This window comes from Paraburkholderia azotifigens (genome assembly GCF_007995085.1).
GTDB lineage: Bacteria > Pseudomonadota > Gammaproteobacteria > Burkholderiales > Burkholderiaceae > Paraburkholderia > Paraburkholderia azotifigens.
Genome location: NZ_VOQS01000005.1, coordinates 2,220,326 through 2,237,649 on the forward strand (window position 1 = coordinate 2,220,326; position 17,324 = coordinate 2,237,649).

A 17,324-nucleotide genomic window follows, 5' to 3' on the forward strand; every position below is an offset into this window, starting at 1 on the left:
GTGGCGTTGAAGGCGTGCCCGTTGCAATCTCAGTGACAAAGTAGTCTCCACCACTCGTTTGGTGGGGCCTACTGTGTCGACTTTGGCGTCATCGGTCTAGACGGTACTCGAACAATGCTTACGTGCTGAGTAAGCGTCAAACCGAGGCCGTCTTGACGATCAGAACGTGACTTCTGAGAGACGCTGAGTCGCAAGCACGAGATCGAAGGCGGAGGGATCGAAGCGCATCACACCAAGCGTAACCATTGCCATGGTCGCAAGCCCGATAGCCATCGCCGTCGAGTAGATGTTGACGTCGACGAAGGCGAGTCCGGCTCCGACCGCCATCGCGTCGATACTGGTAGCAAATCCGGTAAGTGCCAGCACCCAGAAGGAATGTGAGGTCGGTTTGTCCTCTTCGACCTTGTTGGACCACCCTGCAAGCACCATGCGGGCACCGAGCACCGACAGCAGACCGAATGCGATCCAGTGATCCCAGGCGGACACGTACCGGGCAGCAGACTTTCCGGCGAACCATCCGGCAAGCGGCGTGAGGGCTTCGATCACACCGAAGACAAGGCCGGTCCTGAGCGCTTCCTTAAGGTTTGGACGATGAAGCGTCGCACCCTTGCCCAGTGCGGCCGCAAAGGCGTCAGTGGACATGGCGAGTGCCAGGAACAGTGTAGCTACGGGATTCATAAGACCAGGGGCTCGCGAGGTCGGGCGGAAACCGCGACACACCGACGCGCCCGACCGGTCGCGTGATGTGTCGATGGTCTTGCCAACCGGCGGGTTGCCTGCGCCACGGTAAAAAGGGCGACCGAGTATGTTGACGCAGGCGCTTCTGATCAGAACAGAAGCAGGCTACTCCCCAAGGACGGGAGGACCATACCACGCCAACGAGAGGATGAAAGCGTAATGCAAGCAAGTGCTTTCAAAGCTTAGCTTGATGCGACGGCGCTATACACGCGTCTTGGGATGGAATATTCCGGTGTTCAACACCGTTTTGATAGCGGAGTCAGAAGACTGTTGCGATGACCGGCTGATGAGGAGAAGCATCATGAATAGACGTAACTCCGCGCTCGTGCTTACTGCCGCTATGGTGGGACTTGCTCCGCTGGCCGGTCGCGCCGACGAGACGATCCATGTGAAGCTGACCGATAACACGATTCAGGTCGATAACGCGACGGCGAAAGCGGGGAGGGTGACCTTCGATGTGAGTAGCGCAGCACACGGAGATACCGAGCATGAATTCGTTGTTCTGAAAACTGACCTGGATGACGGAGATCTTCCGGTGCGCAAAGCGCGGGTGCTGGAAAGCAGGTTCAAAAAGATGGGTGAAGTGGAGGATGTGAAGCAGGGCACAAGCAAACGTCTATCCCTCAAGCTTGCCCCTGGTCACTATGTGCTGATCTGCAATCGACTTGGACATTATGCGATGGGTATGCATACTTCATTTGTCGTCGCACGTTGATCGGCTCAATGCCGGGCGATGTCTTATCGCAGCCGCACGCTGTGCCACACCTCGTTAAGACCATCCCCCGCGTGATCGCCAGGCTTCTTGTCCATCAGGCCACGATGCAATGGCTTTCCCCTGAAGGCCCATTGCGATCCGCCGTTCGGCGCTGGCTTCAAGGTCAAATCGCCGGTGGGTTTGTCGCCTGGCGCCGCAAGCGCCGGCGGAAAATTTCGGTCGCAGTCGCCTTCGCACGCCTTGGGATCAGGCATTCCCTTTCCGTCGAATACATACAACGTCATTCCGTGCTCGTCGACCAGTATTCCTTCGCTCGCGTGTGGCGCGGCAGCGAGGGCTGATGTCGCAGCGAGAAGTCCCGCGAGCATCGTGAGCGCTTTCATATCTAACCTCCTTCCCTATAAGACGGCGAAACGCTCATCGCGGTGCCATCACACGGAGCACGGGCCGCCCATCGACGTTTTTCAGCGGGAAATACGCGCGATGCGTAGATGGATCGACGCCAACCACGTGCGCGTTAGGGCCGATGCTGCCTTCGCCTGCTTTCGACACGGTTGAGTCGCGCACCGCGAACATAGAGACAATGCCTGCTTCACCGGCAACATAAAGCATGCCCGGATCGGGATCGAATGCGAGTACGTCAGGGCCGTCACCGACGTCAAATGACTGGACGACCTGTCTCGTAAGCAGGTTCAACTCCAGAAGCCTCGCGTTGTCTTCGCAGGCGATGAATGCAAGATGGCGTTGCGCAACGATGTAGAGTCCGTGATTGCCTTTCGCGCCTGGTAGGTCGATCTGCGAGACGATTGCGTCATTCGTGGGGTCGATCTCGACGAGCTTCCGTCGCGACTGCGCGTTGACGAAGATGTGGCGGGACGCGGCGTCGTACTGCGTGTTGCCGATGGTGCCGCCCAGCTCGATCCTGTTGATGAGGCGATTGTTCCGGGTGTCGATCACGGTTTCGGTTCCGGCCGTCTCGTCCGATACGTAAAGCTTTCGCGTATCGGGTGCGTAGGCCATTCCGTCCGGATAAACGCCGCCCGGCATACGTGCGGTGATTTTCAGCGAGGCCTCGTCAATGGCAACGACTTCATTCGAGCCTGTCGCTGATGCATATACCCGCGAGAGTTCCGGAACGACGAGTACTCCATGCACTTCGGCGATGTTGCCAATCCGGGTGACGACCCGTGAAGCCTGTGTGTCGACGACGATAACCTCGCTGTCGCCCAGGTGTGCGATGAACAGCAGATGACGGTTCGGGTCAAAGCTCTCATAGTCAAGTCGTGACGCGCGCCCCGGGAGCGGTATGTCGGCGACATGCGTCAACGGCAGCCCGGCGGCTGTCGGCTTGTCAGCAGCATTCGAGTGACGATGGACGACGAGTGTTGCCACTGCGACGAGCACAACCATGACGAGCGCTATCGCGACGCTGCGCCGTTTGAACCCAATAGGATTGCTCATGACGACCCTCCGCCGGGTTTAACGTGACGGAATGCGGCGGGCAGTGAGAGATCGTAGGCAATCTTTAACGCGCCGCATGCAACAAGAGGGGCACCGAGCCATCCCAGGCTCAGCAACGCCCCGGAGAGTGTGGGCGCGAGCGCGGCCGCGAGCGACAGTGGTGTCGCGGCAAGCTGCGAACCTGCGCTCAGCAATCCGGCCCAGAAAAAGAACTGGCCGGCAGCACCAGGCGACAGTCCAAATCGCTGGATCAGCCGTAAGGTCAGCATTGAGTTGACGAGCAGGCCGCTGGCGAAGGCGTCGACGCTGAAGAGCAGCGCAAGGCGAGTGACGATTCCGCGCGAGAGTCCAAGCGGTACACGTGGCGCGTCGGCTGTCGAGTGGTGTGCCGGGAGGCGGCGGTAGAGAATCCAGATAATGATTCCGGTTGTCGAGTAGACGACAAACATGGCGCGCATCGCCGTTAGCGACGAAGCAGCCGAGTAGGTGGCGATCCAGTCAGGCAGTCCGGCCGCGAGTGCGCCGAGCGCTGCGGATAGCGCACCGACGAGGCTATAACGCGCAAAGAGCGCTGTACGTGCATCACCCGTTGCGGATTCGGCGAGCTTCGCATGCTCGAGCGGAAGAAACAGGCTGACGTCTCCCGAGCCTGGGTTTAGCGTGCCGACGAATGCAGCGATAAGCAGTGGCCAGAGCGATGACAGTCCGGCGAACGCCAGGTCTGTGGCCATCATCAACGCCGCTGCGAAGCGCAACAAGCCGCGCGACGCGAAGCGATTGCCTGCAAGACCTATCAGTATTGTCGCGAACGCCGACCCGAACAGGGTGTTCGTGCTGATCAGTCCGACGGCCAGTTGTCCAAATCCAAGTGCGAACAGATAGCCTGGCAGCAACACCGCGATAAAGCCATCACACATGCCGCGCGAACCGCGGGCAACAAGCAGGATCAGCGCGTCACTTTCGACGCCGTCGGGAAGCAGCAACGCAGACGGCCGCGACCTGCCGATACGGTTAGCCGTGCATCCGGGTATGCGCATTGTCCTGACGCCACGCGCGTAACGCGTCATACACGAGCGCGCTGGAACATAACTGCTCGTGATCGCCCGCAAAGGTGCGCGATAACCCAATCTGCAGGAATGTACGACGTGTAGCCATAAGTGTTATCCTCGCAGGTGCGCGCACGCGAAACGGTCAGAAGGCGTGCGAATGGATGAGCGGGTACACAACAAGACCGATGAGCGCAGCGGCGATGACGATGACGGGCTCCTGCAGCTTCTTGAGACGCCATAGCAGCAGCGCGGTCGCGACCGCCAGCAGAACAGTCGGCCAGTCGACGATCGAACGCCGCGCGATGACGATCACCGAGCCGGTAATCGCGCCAACAGCGGCGGCCGTGATACCGTCGACGAACGCCTTGACGGCGGGCAGCTTGCCGTACTTCCTGAAGTACGGCGCAGGCAGCACCGTGAACAGATAGCAAGGGAGGAAGGTACCGAGCGCCGCCACGCAGGCGCCCGCGAAACCTGCGACCAGGTAGCCGATGAAGCCCACCGTGATCACGACAGGACCTGGCGTGATCATCGCGACGGCGACGGCATCGACGAACTGTCTGTCGTTGAGCCAGTGATGTTCGGTGACGACTCCGCCGTAAAGAAACGGCACGATCGCAAGCCCGGAGCCGAACACGAACGCGCCGGCTTTCGCGAAGAACAGCCCGATCTGGCCGAGTAGCGGCCAGTCAAAGCCGCTGAGGACACCACTCGCGAGCGGTAACTGCGCCGCTGCCGCCGCGTTCAGTCCGCCTTTGCTTAGCCACTTTGGCGGAGCCACGACGAACCAGTTAATCAGGCCGCCCGCAATGAAGAGCCAGGCGATTTCGGATTCGGTGATGACGGTTGTGGCTGCGAGCGTCAGGTAGATCGCCCAAAGAAGGCGGTTCCTTCCGAGTGTTCTCGTCGTGAGCTTGTATGCGCTCATCGCGATGATTCCGACCACGGCTGCACCGACGCCATAAAAGGCCGCCTGCATCCACGACAACCCGCCGAAGTGGGCGTAAGCCCAGCCGAGACCCACCACCATCAGGAACGACGGGAATACGAACGCGATACCGGCTAGCGTCGCGCCGATGAGGTGATAGTGCACGTGACCCATATAGATGCCGAGCTGTGCCGCCAGCGGGCCGGGCATCATCTGTGCGAGTGCCAGCCCCTCGCGATAGTCTGATTCGCTGATCCAGCCGCGCTGTTCGACCAGATCGCGATGCATGTAGCCGACGAGCGCCACAGGGCCGCCGAATCCGAACGTGCCGAGACGCAGCATGTACAGAACGAGCTGGGCCAGCGTGTAGCCAGGTGCCGTCATTGTCGTCGCGCTCACGAGCGCCCCCTGCGTCCCGGCTTTTTACAGCCGACGCGAAGTGCGTGTAGAGCGAATCGAGCACACGCCCCATTTCGTCGAGCAGTTGATCGTCATCTGTTGCGCGCTCCCTTGCCCCAGCCATTACTGCTTCGAAGCCGATCGCCTCAGGCACCGAGGCGCCGCCCACATCGAGCGCATGGACCATCTCGCCCAGTCGAAGCAACGCGGCATCCTTGTCGAGACCGAAACTCGCGACCAGCACCTCGAACGTCACGCGTTCGCCGACGTGAGTGAAGGCCGCACCGTCAAAATCGAAGCCGAGCGCGTTAGCCGGACAGGCGCCGGGTGATTTGAGCCAGATGAAGCGCGCATCGCGATCGATGAAGCGTCGGATCAGCCAGGCGCTCGCGACACGATCGACCCACATGTGCTGGCGGGTCGCCCACGTGCGCCCCTGATAATCCTTGACCGACAGGCTGCGAATGGGAAGTTCAGCGGAATGCGGTTCACCCGGTGACAGCACCGTGTCGACCAGCCCGATGAAGTCCTGCCACGCGGCCTCGGCGCGCGTCGCGGCGTCGCCCGGAAAGTAGTCGATCGCAACGACGCTCTCATAGTCCTTGCGCAGCTTCCTGAGAAGCTTTGTCAGTTCGGCGGCCGACTGGCCCGACACCGTCTTTCGCGCCTCCTTCAGCGTGCGCATGAACTCCGCGTGGTCGTCACTGCGGTCGAAGAGCGTCCGGAATTCCTCGTCCTGCGTGGCGTCGATGCTCGGCGCACGAAGCAGATGCGCGGTGCCACCGCTTTCCGCGATGGCGCCCGCCAGTTCGCGCAGCATCTGCTCGCGTTCTTCGGTGTGGGGTAGCAGGTAGATGCCGTCGCGCAGGACAGCGCACCCCTTCGCCTTCAGCGTGCGCCAGAAGCGCATGCGGGCGGTGGCGTTTTCAGTCGGCAGGGTCAGCACGAGCAGCGACCAGATCGTTGGCGTTTTCATGTAGCGTAAACTACACCGATGTAGCTGAATCTACAATGTGTGATTTGGGTTCGCGGTTGGGCGTAGTTCCAAGGAGGCGTGGTAGGATACCCCCCACCCTATAGCGGAGTTTCCCGTGAGCCATACCATTCGCGACAAGCAGAAGCTGCTCAATCGCGTGCGCCGCATCAAGGGGCAGGTCGAAGCCATCGAGCGCGCACTTGAGGACGAGCGCGGCTGCAATGACGTGCTGCAACTCATCACGAGTTGCCGCGGCGCGATGAATGGCTTGCTGGCCGTCGTGCTGGAAGACCATATACGCACGCATCTGGTCGATGCCGAACACGAGCATGCTCACGATGAAGGAAGTGCGACCGAGCAACTGATCGAAGTAGTCCACAGCTACTTCAAGTGATACCGAACCTGTAGAGCGGAAGTTGAAATGAGTGACTGGAAAGATGCCGCGTTCGGCGTGAGGCATGACCACATATTCCTGGGCGATGCCCACGAACAGAATGAACGCAGGACATGGGCGGTCATCGTGCTATGTGGCGTAATGATGGTGGCTGAAATCACAGGTGGCAGCCTGTTTGGATCGATCGCGCTGGTCGCCGACGGACTGCACATGTCGACACATGCGGGTGCGATGCTGATCGCGGCACTTGCGTACACCTATGCCCGAAAACATGCGAGAGATTCGCGCTTTGTGTTCGGCACCGGTAAGCTGGGCGACCTTGCGGGCTTCACCAGCGCCATCGTGCTGGTCATGATTGCACTGTTGATCGGTTACGAGGCCGTATCGCGATTCCTCGCGCCCGTGCCCATCGACTTTGGTCAGGCGATTCCTATCGCCGTGCTTGGACTGGTGGTCAATCTCGTGAGTGTCTGGCTGTTGAGCGGCAATCACCACGGCCACAGTCATGGTCACGGGCATAGCCATGGTGATGATCACGGTCATGAAGACGAACACGGTCACGAGGACGAGGTGCATCGCATCTCTGACAGCGCTGGCGAATTTGCCCTGTCAGTCTTCGAAGACGGTGTTCCGCCGGTCTTCCGCATCACACCCGAAACGGCTTACTCGAAAGTGGACGCCGATGCGGTTTCGATCACGACAGTTCGCCCCGACGGCACGCGCCAGATCTTCAGGTTTGCCGATCGCGATGACTATCTGGAGTCGGTGGACGAGATACCCGAGCCGCACGCATTCGTTGCAGTAGTCCGCCTGCCCAACGGAGAACATCAGATCGAATTCGAGGAACGCAATCACGACCACAAGAATGCAAAATACGCCGCAAATCGTGACCACAACATCCGCTCGGCCTACGTTCACGTCATTGCCGACGCCGCGGTTTCTGTTTTGACGATTATCGGCCTCCTGCTGGCACGTGCGTTTGGCTGGGTCTGGATGGACCCGCTTGCAGGGATAGTCGGCGCGCTGGTGATTGCGAACTGGTCGTGGGGATTGATGCGCGATACAGGCGGCATTCTGCTCGACATGAATCTCGATAAGCGCATGGTCGAAAACGTCCGTCATGTCGTTGAAGACAATGGCGACACCGTGCTCGACCTTCATGTCTGGCGCGTCGGTCCCGGGCACATGAGCGCGATCGTGTCAGTGGCTACCCGTGAAGCGCGGCGCAACTCGCGCTTCTACCGCGCGGCTCTCAAGCGGTTCAGGGGGCTGTCACATGTGACGGTCGAAGTGAATTCGACGCCATCCGGAGTTTGACTGATGACGGTCAAATCGCCTTGTATTGATGTGTGTGCGATCGACGGCAAGACCGGATTCTGCACCGGCTGCTTTCGGACGCGAGAGGAAATCCGGGACTGGAAGAAAATGACCGACCATCGGCGTCATGAGATTCTCAACGAGAAGTCCCGGCGACAGGCCAAGGTAAAACGCGAGCCGCAGATTTAAATGGTGGAAAGCTGAAGAGGTAGGGCTGTTGTCTGCCGCCGCGCCGAGGTCCGCTCAACGACTGAAACCGGTCGTAGTTCGACGACGGCCTCGTCGATACGCATACGAAGCTCGTCCTGTTTCGTAAGTGTCATGGCCCAAACGAAATCGGCAATGCTGTGGCTGATACTCGCTACGCTCGCGGTCGAGCGGCGACATGAAATGCGGTTTTTCCAGACGCTCAGCGTCGGCGGACTTTCCAGCGGAGCAGTCGCAACGCATTAGCCGTTACGAGTACAGTCGCGCCGGTGTCCGCCAGGATGGCCACCATAGGGGTGGTGACGCCAAGCAGCGTTGTGCAGAGGAATATTGCTTTCAGCCCAAGAGCGAGCGCAATGTTCTGCCTAATGTTCATCAGCGTCGCCTTCGATCCTGCGACCAGTTCCGCGACTCCCGATACTTCGTTACGCATGAGCGCGGCGTCTGCGGTTTCGAGTGCGACGTCGGTGCTGCCGCCCATTGCGATGCCGACTGATGATGCCGCTAGCGCCGGCGCGTCGTTGATGCCATCGCCGACCATCGCAACGGGCCCTTGCACGCGCAACGCCGCAATTGCTGCCAGCTTGGCGTCGGGCAACAGCTCTGAGACAGGACGCAAGCCAAGCGTCTTGCCGATCGCGTCGGCGGTGCGCCACGGATCATCGAAGCGTTGTCGCCGCATGCCACTTCTTCGGACATTACGTAGCCGAAACGACATCGGGCAACTGAGTTGGCCGGTAGCCGTTCTTTATGCCTGACGCTATTGCAGGCCGTTTCAGATACAGATTTTCCGGAACGCGATAAAATGCGCGCACTACAATCGCGATCATGAAATTCCTTCGGACGATCTTCATCCTGTTGCTTTGCGCGGTGCTGCCCATCAGTGGGCTGGCAGCCAGCGGCATGGCCGGGGTTTGTCCGATGCAACAGACAATGGCAATGGACGACGGCATGTCCGCCGCCATGCCCGGCTGTGACTCGATGAAATCGACCTCGACCGACAAGGCAAAGGGCGGCTTCTGCAAGGTGACGGCCCAGTGCCAGTTCGGCAGTTTGTACCATCCCGCAGTAACCGCGACCATCAGCCACCCAGCCTCGGTGGGAAGTCGCGTTGTTTTCCACTACGCGCAGTCGCTCACCGTCCGTGAACCGGGCGGGCTGTGGCGGCCTCCCCGCGCAATCTGATCCCTCGCTGACTGGTTCACCGCGTCTGCGGTGAGGTCGTCCTGCGTTCAGGACGTGGATTCCCATGGGTCTTCCCTTTGGGCTTCCGCCGTTGGGGTTAAGACATGCAAACCAACATTATCTGCACGCCACTGTGCTGGCGTGCACCACTGCGCGCGCATTCACTTGTCGCTGCGCTGATATTCGCGAGCGCCGCCGCGCATCCACAGAATGCGCCTCTCACGCTTGAGGCGGCGTTGCAGTCTGCGACCGATCGGTCGGCCGCGATGCAGGCCGCCCAGGCATCGGAGCGCGCCAGTTCGGAAGCCGCTGTTAAAGCAGGACAACTGCCGGACCCGACGCTCAAGGCAGGTATCGACAACCTGCCCGTCACCGGGCCACAGAAATACACGATTGGCCAGGACTTCATGACGATGCGGCGCATCGGCATCGAACAGGAATGGGTCTCGGGCGAGAAGCGACAACTGCGCTCGACACTGGCCAACCAGATGGTCGGGCGTGAGCACGATGGCTATCTTCTACAACTCGCCAACGTCCGGCAGCAAACAGCAGGGGCATGGCTGAACGCTGTCTACGCGAAGAAGGCCGTGTCGCTGCAGCAGGAGCTGCTGGACCACATGAACCATGAGCTCGCCGCGACGAAAGCCTCATACCGGGGCGCGAAGGCGACGGCCGCAGATGTCGTGCAGGGTCAGGCGATGCTCGCGCAGACGCAGGACCAGGTTCTCAAGGCCGGGCAGACCTACAGGACTGCTCTCATTTCGCTTTCGCGCTGGACCGCGACGCCCGTTTCCGACGTCACGGGCGAGCCGCCTGCGCCGGAGTCTTTCGTGTCGTCGTTGCCGCCTGAGGAGCTAAAGCAAGTCCAGCCTACGCTGGTGGCAGCGGCTGACGACATCGCTGTCGCCGATGCCGACACGGCGGTCGCGAACAGCGAACGTAGTCCCAACTGGACGTGGGAAGTGGCGTACCAGCAACGCGGTGGTGCGTACTCGAACATGGTGTCGGTTGGCGTGAGCATCCCGCTGCCCATCAACCGCAAGAACCGTCAGAACCGGGATGCCGCAGAGAAGGCGGAACTCGCCACCAGGGCGCGTCTGCTGTACGAGGACACACAGCGACGGGTTGAAGCCGACATTCAGGCGCAGTCCGCCACGCTCGCTAGTGGCCGGGAGCGCATCGCGAATTTGAGCCAGTCGCTCATGCCCGCCGCAGATCAGCGCGTGCAGCTTGCGAACGCTGCCTATCGCTCAGGGACAGGTTCGCTTGCCGATACGTTCGCAGCGCGTCGCGCGCAGCTTGATGCGCAACTTCAGGTGCTCGACCTCAAACGCGAGGTGTCCCAGACCTGGGCCCAACTCGAATACCAGGTCGTGCCATCGACGATGGCCGCTGGCCAGTGAAGGAGAAAACGATGATGAATAAACCACTGGTTCGCGCGGTTCTACTGGTATTCGCCGGCGCGGCCCTGCTTGGCGCAGGCTACTTCGCGGGCACACGTCACGCTGCGACGAAGGAAATGGGTGCATCCGTCAATGGCGCTGCTGCCATTTCAACGGGCGACAAGGTCGACCCGAAGACTGGCAAGAAAGTGCTCTACTGGCACGACCCGATGGTGCCTGCACAGCATTTCGACAAGCCCGGCAAGTCTCCCTTCATGGATATGCAGCTGGAGCCCGTCTACGCGGACGAAGGCGGAAGTGCAACGGGCATCAGGATTGACCCGGGTCTGCAGCAGAACCTCGGCATCCGCTATGCGACCGTGCGTCGGCAGGACACCTCGGATGGGTTCGACGCGGTCGGCACCACGCAGTTCGACGAATCGCAGGCTGACGTCGTGCAGTCTCGCGTGATGGGCTATATCGACCATCTGTACGCCAGCGCCCCGATGCAGCGGATTAGCAAGGGGGCACCGATAGCGTCGCTGTTTGTGCCCGACTGGCTCGCGGCGCAGGAAGAGTATCTGTCGCTCAAGCGTGGCGGGATGGACATGGGTCTGCTGGAGGCGTCGCGTGCACGGATGCGTGCGCTCTCGATTCCTGACGGGCTCATCGCCAGCCTGGACCGAACCGGGAAGGTTCAGACACACGTCGTTCTCTCGTCGCCCGAAACGGGCGTCGTGAGCGAACTGAATGTGCGGGACGGCGCGCAGGTTACGCCCGGTCAGACGCTTGCGAAGGTTGCGGGTCTCTCGAAGCTCTGGCTCATCGTCGAGATTCCGGAAGCGCTCGCGCTAAGCGTGCAGCCCGGCATGACGGTGGATGCCACGTTCTCCGGCGACCCGACGCAGCACTTCAGCGGGAAGATTCGCGAAATCCTGCCGGGCATCAGCACGACCAGCCGAACGCTTCAGGCACGGCTCGAAATCGACAACGCTGCGCTGAAGCTGACGCCAGGCATGTTGATGCGCGTGCGCGTTGGCGGCGAGAAGTCGGTTTCGCGGCTGCTGGTGCCCTCGGAGGCGGTCATCACGACAGGCAAGCGCTCGGTGGTCATCGTGAAGAACGCGGATGGCCGCCTGCAACCCGTGGCGGTTACGGTCGGCAACGAAGTGGGCAATGAAACCGAGGCGCTCAGCGGCCTGAACGATGGCGAGACGGTCGTCGCGTCCGGCCAGTTCCTCATCGATTCAGAAGCCAGTCTGAAATCGGTCCTGCCACGGCTCGAAGGCAGTACGGGCGCAGGGGCAGCTACTGAGGCAGCAGCGTCCGCGCCCGCTGCCGCTGCCGCTGCGACTGCGAGCTACGAGACAACGGGCAAGGTCGAACACGTGACGGGCAAGGACATCACTTTCTCGCATCAGCCCGTGCCGGCTCTGGGCTGGCCCGCGATGACGATGACGTTCAGCAAGCCTGCGTCCGATGCCTTTCCGGATGTAAAGCCTGGCCAGACCGTCCACTTCGTCTTCAAGCAATCCGATGACGGTTACCAGGTGACGAAGGTTGAGCCGGCAGGAGGCCAGAAATGATTGCGCGCCTCATTCGCTGGTCCATTCACAACCGGTTCCTCGTGCTGCTTGCGACGGTACTTGTCACCGCGTGGGGTGTGTACTCGGTGACGCACACGCCACTTGACGCACTGCCGGACCTGTCCGATACCCAGGTCATCATCAAGGCGTCGTATCCGGGCAAAGCGCCACAGGTCATCGAGGATCAGGTGACCTATCCGCTCACGACCACGCTCCTGGGCGTCCCCGGGGCGAAGACCATCCGTGCGTACTCATCGTTCGGCGATGCGTTTGTCTACGTGCTTTTCGATGACAAGACTGACCCGTACTGGGCCCGTTCGCGCGTGCTCGAATACCTGAACCAGGTACAGAGCCGTCTACCCCAAGGGGCGACGGTTTCACTTGGCCCGGACGCGACAGGTGTCGGCTGGGTCTACGAATACGCGCTCGTCGACAAAACGGGGAAGCACGACCTCGGGCAGTTGCGCGCGCTCAACGACTGGTTCCTGAAATTCGAACTCAAGGCCGTTCCTGACGTCTCCGAAGTGGCGAGCATTGGCGGGATGGTGCGCCAGTACCAGGTGGTGCTGGACCCGGACAAGCTTCGTGCATATGGCATCACACAGACGATGGTCGCCGACGCGCTCGGCAAGGCCAACCAGGAGTCCGGCGGCTCGGTCCTCGAACTCGCCGAGTCGGAATATGTGGTTCGCTCGTCAGGCTATCTGCACTCGCTGGATGATTTCCGCAATGTCGTTCTTCGGACCAATGATGCGGGAACGCCGGTGCTGCTCGGCGATGTTGCGCGCATCCAGATCGGGCCCGAACCGCGTCGGGGCATTGCCGAATTCAACGGTGTAGGTGAAGTGGCTGGCGGTGTTGTCGTGATGCGTTCCGGCAAGAATGCGCTGACGACCATCGAGGCGGTGAAGGCCAAACTCGCTGACCTGAAGCGTTCGTTGCCGGCCGGCGTCGAAGTCGTGACGACCTACGACCGCTCACAGCTCATCGAAAACGCGGTGGACAACCTGAAGGACAAGCTCGTCGAGGAGTTCATCGTCGTCGGGATTGTCTGCGCCGTGTTCCTGTTCCATCTGCGTAGCGCGTTCGTGGCCGTCCTGTCGCTGCCGCTCGGTGTGCTGGCAGCGTTCATCGTGATGCGCTATCAAGGCGTCAATGCGAACATCATGTCGCTGGGCGGGATTGCGATAGCCATCGGCGCGATGATTGACGCAGCCATCGTGATGATTGAAAACGCCCACAAGCATCTGGAGGCGTTCGAGCACCAGCATCCAAACACGCAGATAACGGCCGCTCAACGCTGGGCGCTGATTGCGACATCTGCCGCCGAGGTCGGACCCGCGCTGTTCTTCTCGCTGCTCATCATCACGCTGTCATTCATTCCAGTGTTCTCGCTCGAGGGACAGGAAGGCAGACTCTTTTCACCTTTGGCCTTCACGAAGACATACACGATTGCCGCAGCTGCCGGTCTGTCGGTGACCCTGGTGCCGGTGCTGATGGGATACCTGATTCGCGGGCGCATCCCGCATGAAACGTCCAATCCCATCAATCGCGTTCTGGTGCGCCTGTACCGGCCATTGCTCGAAGCCACGCTGCGGCGCCCGTGGTTCACCATCGGACTCGCGGTCGTCGCACTCGTGCTCACGGCGATTCCGGTGACGCGACTGGGGGGAGAGTTCCTGCCGCCGCTCGACGAGGGTGACCTGCTTTACATGCCGACGGCACTCCCCAGCATTTCGACCGGGAAAGCGGCCGAACTGTTGCAGCAGACCGACCGGCTCATCAAGACGGTGCCCGAAGTGGCCACGGTGTTCGGCAAGTCGGGCCGCGCCGAGACTGCGACGGACCCGGCACCGGGCCTCGAGATGTTCGAAACCACGATTCAGTTCAAGCCTCGCAGCCAGTGGCGCCCCGGCATGACGCCGGAGAAGCTCATGGACGAACTCGACCGGACCGTGAAGGTACCAGGGCTGTCAAACCTCTGGGTTCCGCCGATTCGTAACCGTCTGGACATGCTGTCGACGGGTATCAAGTCGCCCGTTGGCGTGAAGATTTCCGGGCCGGACCTCAATCAGATCGACAGGGTGGCCGCGCAGGTCGAGGCCACAGTCAGGAACGTGCCAGGCGTCACGTCAGCCCTTGCCGAGCGGCTGAATGGCGGCAGGTATATCGACGTCGACATCAACCGACAGGCCGCCGCGCGTTACGGGCTTTCCGTCAGCGGTGTCCAGTCCGTCGTGTCGTCGGCCGTCGGGGGCGAAAACGTCGGCGAAGTGATTGCGGGACGGGAGCGCTTTCCAATCAACATCCGCTATCCGCGTGAGGTACGCGACTCGCTCGAGAAACTGCGCCAGTTACCGGTGGTCACCGACCGGGGCGCGCAAATCCAGCTCGGCGATGTGGCCGACATCGGGATTGCCGACGGGCCTCCGTCGATTCGCAGTGAAAACGCACGGCTTTCAGGCTATGTCTACGTCGATATCCGGAACGTGGACCTGCAGTCGGCGGTGAAAGCGATGCAGCAGGCCGTGGCGGAAAAGGTCGCGCTTCCGCCCGGGTACTCGGTTACCTGGTCGGGCCAGTTCGAGTACCTCGAGCGCGCGGAAGCAAAGTTGCGAACCGTCGTTCCCGTGACGCTCGTGGTCATCTTCGTGCTGCTGTTCCTGACGTTCAACTCGGCTGCCGACGCGCTCCTCCTGATGTCGACGGTGCCGTTTGCACTGGTCGGCGGATTCTGGTTCATCTGGATGCTGGGTCATGCGGTATCGGTCGCGACATCCGTGGGATTCATTGCGCTCGCCGGTGTCGCGGCGGAGTTCGGCGTTGTCATGCTGCTCTATCTGAAGAGCGCGCTCAACCGGCGACTCGAACTCGGTGAGCCTCTTGACGAGGCCACGCTGCTTGACGCGATTCGCGAAGGCGCTGTGCTGCGCGTACGGCCGAAAGCGATGACGGTTGCCGTCGTACTGGCCGGCCTGATTCCCATCATGGTGGGCCACGGAGCCGGCTCCGAAGTGATGCAGCGCATTGCCGCGCCCATGGTCGGCGGAATGGTGACTGCGCCCATCCTCTCGATGTTTGTCATTCCCGCAGCCTGGTTCCTGTTGCAGCGCCGTCGTGTTGCACGAAGCCAGGACACGCGGCTTTCCCATGCAGTACTTTCGGGCACGAAAGTGCCATCCACCGAAACTGGAGAAATTTGATGAAGAAGATGATTGTTGCGTTCTCAGCTATTGCCGCCGTTGTGACAGCCCCCGCATTTGCAGGTGACGACATGGCCGGCATGAGCATGTCTGGAAAACCTGCGGCGACGAAGACATCAGCCAGCTCTGCCCTGACCGATGCTGAGGTCAAGAACGTCGATACGGCCTCGGGTATGGTCACGCTGAAACATGGCGCACTGGAGAACGTCGGCATGCCGCCGATGACCATGGCGTTCAAGGCGAAGGATGCAGCGATGGCCCGGCGGGTTCACGAAGGCGACAAGGTCAAGGTGCGCGTCGAAAACGTCAACGGCATGCTGACTATCATGAAGATGGAAAAGCAGTCCTGATGCTGGGATAAGCGCGAAGATGTGGGGCTTGCGGATTGTTCACCTCAAGCCCGCTTTTCATCTCTGAAGTACGCCCTCTTGCTGGTGGTCCGGGAACAAGCGCAACGCCCCAGTCTCTTTGGAGCACGCCTGAGATTGAGATGATCAACGAGAAAAGTCCGCTTCGTGCGCATTTACGGACACTCATGGGCAAACCGTGAAAGATCGCAACGGGTCGACTCTTGTCCGACGCGGCCGATCTGTGGCCGACCACGGCCGCCGGTCTACGTCGGGCCGTGGTCGGCCAAAAGGCGTCACTCATCCGCATGCGCTATGCGGGATGCACGGCCGTTCTGCGCAACATGACGGACCGCGAATAGGTGGCCCGGACATCTGCGCGCGTGTCGATTAGTCGTGCGATGTCGACCATGAATGCGATGTCTGTCCGATTGGACGGACCTCGCTTGACAATGAGCCATCGTCAAACTGTCGGTTCACACCGTAACCGGCAGTCCAGCTATAGGGAATGTCAGTTTGTTCTACAAGCTGCACTCTACGGAGGTGGAAGCGCTGGGTGCAGGGGTGCCGACGTCCGTCGCCGTGCGCGCCGGCTTCGCACGCCACGGCCACCGTTCTTATGTTGATTGGAGGAGGGCCACGCCCACGCCTCGTCGTGCGAGAACGCTAATAGGCGCCGCCGGTATCGATGGTCAGATAGAGCATGTCACGCTCGAGAATACTGATGAACTGTTCGTCTTCCTGAATCAGTTCCTCAAGGACATCACTATTCGATAGCACGCCGATAACCTGTCCAGAATCGATGACGGGCAGATGCCGGATCCGTTTCGTGTGCATCAATACCAGGCACTGTTCACAGGTATGCTCGGGCGGGACGTAGATCACCTGGGTCGTCATGATTTCGTCTACCTTCGTCTCGGCAGCGTTGCGGCCGGCCAATTCGACCTTGCGGGCGTAGTCGCGCTGGGACAGGATGCCGACAAGGCTCCCGTCATGCAACACCAGCACGGTGGTGACATCTTTGTCCGCCATCAAACGCAGGGCTGTCAATACTGCGTCGCCGGGACCGACCGAAATCACATCCCGAGGGTTCCCGGAAAGAATTTGTCGAGCCGTCTTTCTCTCCTTTTTCATGGTCGCCTCCGTTCCAGATCAATGACTCGATAAAGTACGAGAGCTCAGAATATTACGGATTCGAGATCTGCGGCGTCGCATATAGCGTGGGCATGTCGTACGTTCGGGGTTCGCTGAACTTTGGGGCGGGCTATCTTCATCTGAATAGTGCTGCGAGGACACCCGGACAGGTCAATTCCGGCGGCGCGGTGACAGATATGACCGCCTCCTCGCAGAAGCGACCGTCGGTCCGCGTCACCGTTTCCAGGCGAGGCGCGAGAGGCCTGCGACCAGAAACGGGTCATGGGTACTCCCGCCGCACCT

17 protein-coding genes, 1 pseudogene and 1 riboswitch are annotated in these 17,324 nt (G+C 60.8%); of the genes and pseudogenes, 9 read left to right on the forward strand and 9 right to left on the reverse strand.

From position 1 onward, the window contains the following. Positions 1–159: 159 nt before the first annotated feature. Positions 160–678, reverse strand: coding sequence for a manganese efflux pump MntP (locus tag FRZ40_RS42020; protein ID WP_147238218.1), 519 nt, complete (start codon positions 676–678; stop codon positions 160–162). A 13-nt stretch (positions 679–691) separates the two neighbouring features. After that, positions 692–864: riboswitch (yybP-ykoY riboswitch) on the reverse strand. A gap of 175 nt (positions 865–1,039) precedes the next feature. Here FRZ40_RS42020 and FRZ40_RS42025 point away from each other — a divergent pair. Then, positions 1,040–1,453: a hypothetical protein gene (locus FRZ40_RS42025; RefSeq protein ID WP_420873923.1), complete on the forward strand. Its 414-nt coding sequence runs from the start codon at positions 1,040–1,042 to the stop codon at positions 1,451–1,453. Between the two features lie 23 nt (positions 1,454–1,476). On the opposite strand, the gene FRZ40_RS42030 is transcribed toward FRZ40_RS42025, so the two are convergent. The 6 genes and pseudogenes from FRZ40_RS42030 to FRZ40_RS42050 all read right to left on the reverse strand — a co-directional run. Beyond that, complete coding sequence (locus FRZ40_RS42030) at positions 1,477–1,836, reverse strand: COG4315 family predicted lipoprotein (RefSeq protein ID WP_147238219.1); 360 nt, start codon at positions 1,834–1,836, stop codon at positions 1,477–1,479. A 34-nt stretch (positions 1,837–1,870) separates the two neighbouring features. Further along, positions 1,871–2,863: a YncE family protein gene (locus tag FRZ40_RS42035; RefSeq protein WP_338048198.1), complete on the reverse strand. Its 993-nt coding sequence runs from the start codon at positions 2,861–2,863 to the stop codon at positions 1,871–1,873. Between the two features lie 47 nt (positions 2,864–2,910). Then, positions 2,911–3,951, reverse strand: coding sequence for an MFS transporter (locus FRZ40_RS42040; protein ID WP_147238221.1), 1,041 nt, complete (start codon positions 3,949–3,951; stop codon positions 2,911–2,913). Continuing rightward, positions 3,926–4,069, reverse strand: a complete 144-nt coding sequence (locus FRZ40_RS44260) for a hypothetical protein (protein ID WP_158647083.1) — start codon at positions 4,067–4,069, stop codon at positions 3,926–3,928. The genes FRZ40_RS42040 and FRZ40_RS44260 overlap by 26 nt, the downstream gene beginning before the upstream one ends. 36 nt (positions 4,070–4,105) lie before the next feature. Then, positions 4,106–5,275 (reverse strand): chromate transporter, encoded by a 1,170-nt coding sequence (locus tag FRZ40_RS42045; RefSeq protein ID WP_167528759.1) that lies wholly within the window; start codon positions 5,273–5,275, stop codon positions 4,106–4,108. Between the two features lie 10 nt (positions 5,276–5,285). Beyond that, a pseudogene (locus FRZ40_RS42050) lies at positions 5,286–6,266 on the reverse strand (chromate resistance protein ChrB domain-containing protein); the annotation flags it as partial. A gap of 115 nt (positions 6,267–6,381) precedes the next feature. On the opposite strand from FRZ40_RS42050, the gene FRZ40_RS42055 reads away from it, so the two are divergent. From FRZ40_RS42055 to FRZ40_RS42065, 3 genes are read left to right on the forward strand one after another with little or no spacing between them, the layout of a single operon-like run. After that, positions 6,382–6,660, forward strand: coding sequence for a metal/formaldehyde-sensitive transcriptional repressor (locus FRZ40_RS42055; RefSeq protein ID WP_028370623.1), 279 nt, complete (start codon positions 6,382–6,384; stop codon positions 6,658–6,660). 27 nt (positions 6,661–6,687) lie between these two features. After that, complete coding sequence (dmeF, locus tag FRZ40_RS42060) at positions 6,688–7,977, forward strand: CDF family Co(II)/Ni(II) efflux transporter DmeF (protein WP_147238223.1); 1,290 nt, start codon at positions 6,688–6,690, stop codon at positions 7,975–7,977. 3 nt (positions 7,978–7,980) lie between these two features. Continuing rightward, positions 7,981–8,166 carry a DUF1289 domain-containing protein gene (locus tag FRZ40_RS42065; protein ID WP_028370621.1) on the forward strand — a complete coding sequence of 62 codons (186 nt, stop codon included), beginning with the start codon at positions 7,981–7,983 and terminating at the stop codon, positions 8,164–8,166. A 220-nt stretch (positions 8,167–8,386) separates the two neighbouring features. Here FRZ40_RS42065 and FRZ40_RS42070 read toward each other — a convergent pair whose 3' ends face one another. Beyond that, positions 8,387–8,866 carry an HAD-IC family P-type ATPase gene (locus tag FRZ40_RS42070; protein WP_240057499.1) on the reverse strand — a complete coding sequence of 160 codons (480 nt, stop codon included), beginning with the start codon at positions 8,864–8,866 and terminating at the stop codon, positions 8,387–8,389. 146 nt (positions 8,867–9,012) lie between these two features. On the opposite strand from FRZ40_RS42070, the gene FRZ40_RS45640 reads away from it, so the two are divergent. The 5 genes from FRZ40_RS45640 to FRZ40_RS42095 all read left to right on the forward strand — a co-directional run bounded on the left by FRZ40_RS45640 (position 9,013) and on the right by FRZ40_RS42095 (position 15,890). Next, positions 9,013–9,369 (forward strand): hypothetical protein, encoded by a 357-nt coding sequence (locus FRZ40_RS45640; RefSeq protein ID WP_147238224.1) that lies wholly within the window; start codon positions 9,013–9,015, stop codon positions 9,367–9,369. A gap of 104 nt (positions 9,370–9,473) precedes the next feature. Beyond that, positions 9,474–10,772, forward strand: coding sequence for a TolC family protein (locus FRZ40_RS42080; protein WP_147238225.1), 1,299 nt, complete (start codon positions 9,474–9,476; stop codon positions 10,770–10,772). Positions 10,773–10,783: 11 nt separating this feature from the next. Beyond that, positions 10,784–12,337 carry an efflux RND transporter periplasmic adaptor subunit gene (locus FRZ40_RS42085; RefSeq protein ID WP_147238226.1) on the forward strand — a complete coding sequence of 518 codons (1,554 nt, stop codon included), beginning with the start codon at positions 10,784–10,786 and terminating at the stop codon, positions 12,335–12,337. Next, the gene (locus FRZ40_RS42090) at positions 12,334–15,540 is read left to right on the forward strand and encodes an efflux RND transporter permease subunit (RefSeq protein ID WP_147238227.1); all 3,207 of its coding nucleotides are present in this window, start codon (positions 12,334–12,336) and stop codon (positions 15,538–15,540) included. Before FRZ40_RS42085 ends, FRZ40_RS42090 begins: the two co-directional genes overlap by 4 nt. Beyond that, complete coding sequence (locus FRZ40_RS42095; RefSeq protein ID WP_147238228.1) at positions 15,540–15,890, forward strand: copper-binding protein; 351 nt, start codon at positions 15,540–15,542, stop codon at positions 15,888–15,890. Before FRZ40_RS42090 ends, FRZ40_RS42095 begins: the two co-directional genes overlap by 1 nt. 663 nt (positions 15,891–16,553) lie before the next feature. On the opposite strand, the gene FRZ40_RS42100 is transcribed toward FRZ40_RS42095, so the two are convergent. Next, complete coding sequence (locus FRZ40_RS42100) at positions 16,554–17,021, reverse strand: CBS domain-containing protein (RefSeq protein WP_147238229.1); 468 nt, start codon at positions 17,019–17,021, stop codon at positions 16,554–16,556. Positions 17,022–17,324 lie beyond the last annotated feature (303 nt).

Coding starts and splice junctions, on each gene's coding strand:
- FRZ40_RS42065 (WP_028370621.1), top strand. CDS start 7,981: ATGACGGTCAAATCGCCTTGTATTGATGTGTGTGCGATCGACGGCAAG.
- FRZ40_RS42090 (WP_147238227.1), top strand. CDS start 12,334: ATGATTGCGCGCCTCATTCGCTGGTCCATTCACAACCGGTTCCTCGTG.
- FRZ40_RS42100 (WP_147238229.1), bottom strand. CDS start 17,021: ATGAAAAAGGAGAGAAAGACGGCTCGACAAATTCTTTCCGGGAACCCT.
- FRZ40_RS42070 (WP_240057499.1), bottom strand. CDS start 8,866: ATGCGGCGACAACGCTTCGATGATCCGTGGCGCACCGCCGACGCGATC.
- FRZ40_RS42080 (WP_147238225.1), top strand. CDS start 9,474: ATGCAAACCAACATTATCTGCACGCCACTGTGCTGGCGTGCACCACTG.
- FRZ40_RS42095 (WP_147238228.1), top strand. CDS start 15,540: ATGAAGAAGATGATTGTTGCGTTCTCAGCTATTGCCGCCGTTGTGACA.
- FRZ40_RS42040 (WP_147238221.1), bottom strand. CDS start 3,951: ATGCGCATACCCGGATGCACGGCTAACCGTATCGGCAGGTCGCGGCCG.
- dmeF (WP_147238223.1), top strand. CDS start 6,688: ATGAGTGACTGGAAAGATGCCGCGTTCGGCGTGAGGCATGACCACATA.
- FRZ40_RS42085 (WP_147238226.1), top strand. CDS start 10,784: ATGATGAATAAACCACTGGTTCGCGCGGTTCTACTGGTATTCGCCGGC.
- FRZ40_RS42035 (WP_338048198.1), bottom strand. CDS start 2,863: ATGGTTGTGCTCGTCGCAGTGGCAACACTCGTCGTCCATCGTCACTCG.
- FRZ40_RS42020 (WP_147238218.1), bottom strand. CDS start 678: ATGAATCCCGTAGCTACACTGTTCCTGGCACTCGCCATGTCCACTGAC.
- FRZ40_RS44260 (WP_158647083.1), bottom strand. CDS start 4,069: ATGGCTACACGTCGTACATTCCTGCAGATTGGGTTATCGCGCACCTTT.
- FRZ40_RS45640 (WP_147238224.1), top strand. CDS start 9,013: ATGAAATTCCTTCGGACGATCTTCATCCTGTTGCTTTGCGCGGTGCTG.
- FRZ40_RS42030 (WP_147238219.1), bottom strand. CDS start 1,836: ATGAAAGCGCTCACGATGCTCGCGGGACTTCTCGCTGCGACATCAGCC.
- FRZ40_RS42045 (WP_167528759.1), bottom strand. CDS start 5,275: ATGACGGCACCTGGCTACACGCTGGCCCAGCTCGTTCTGTACATGCTG.
- FRZ40_RS42025 (WP_420873923.1), top strand. CDS start 1,040: ATGAATAGACGTAACTCCGCGCTCGTGCTTACTGCCGCTATGGTGGGA.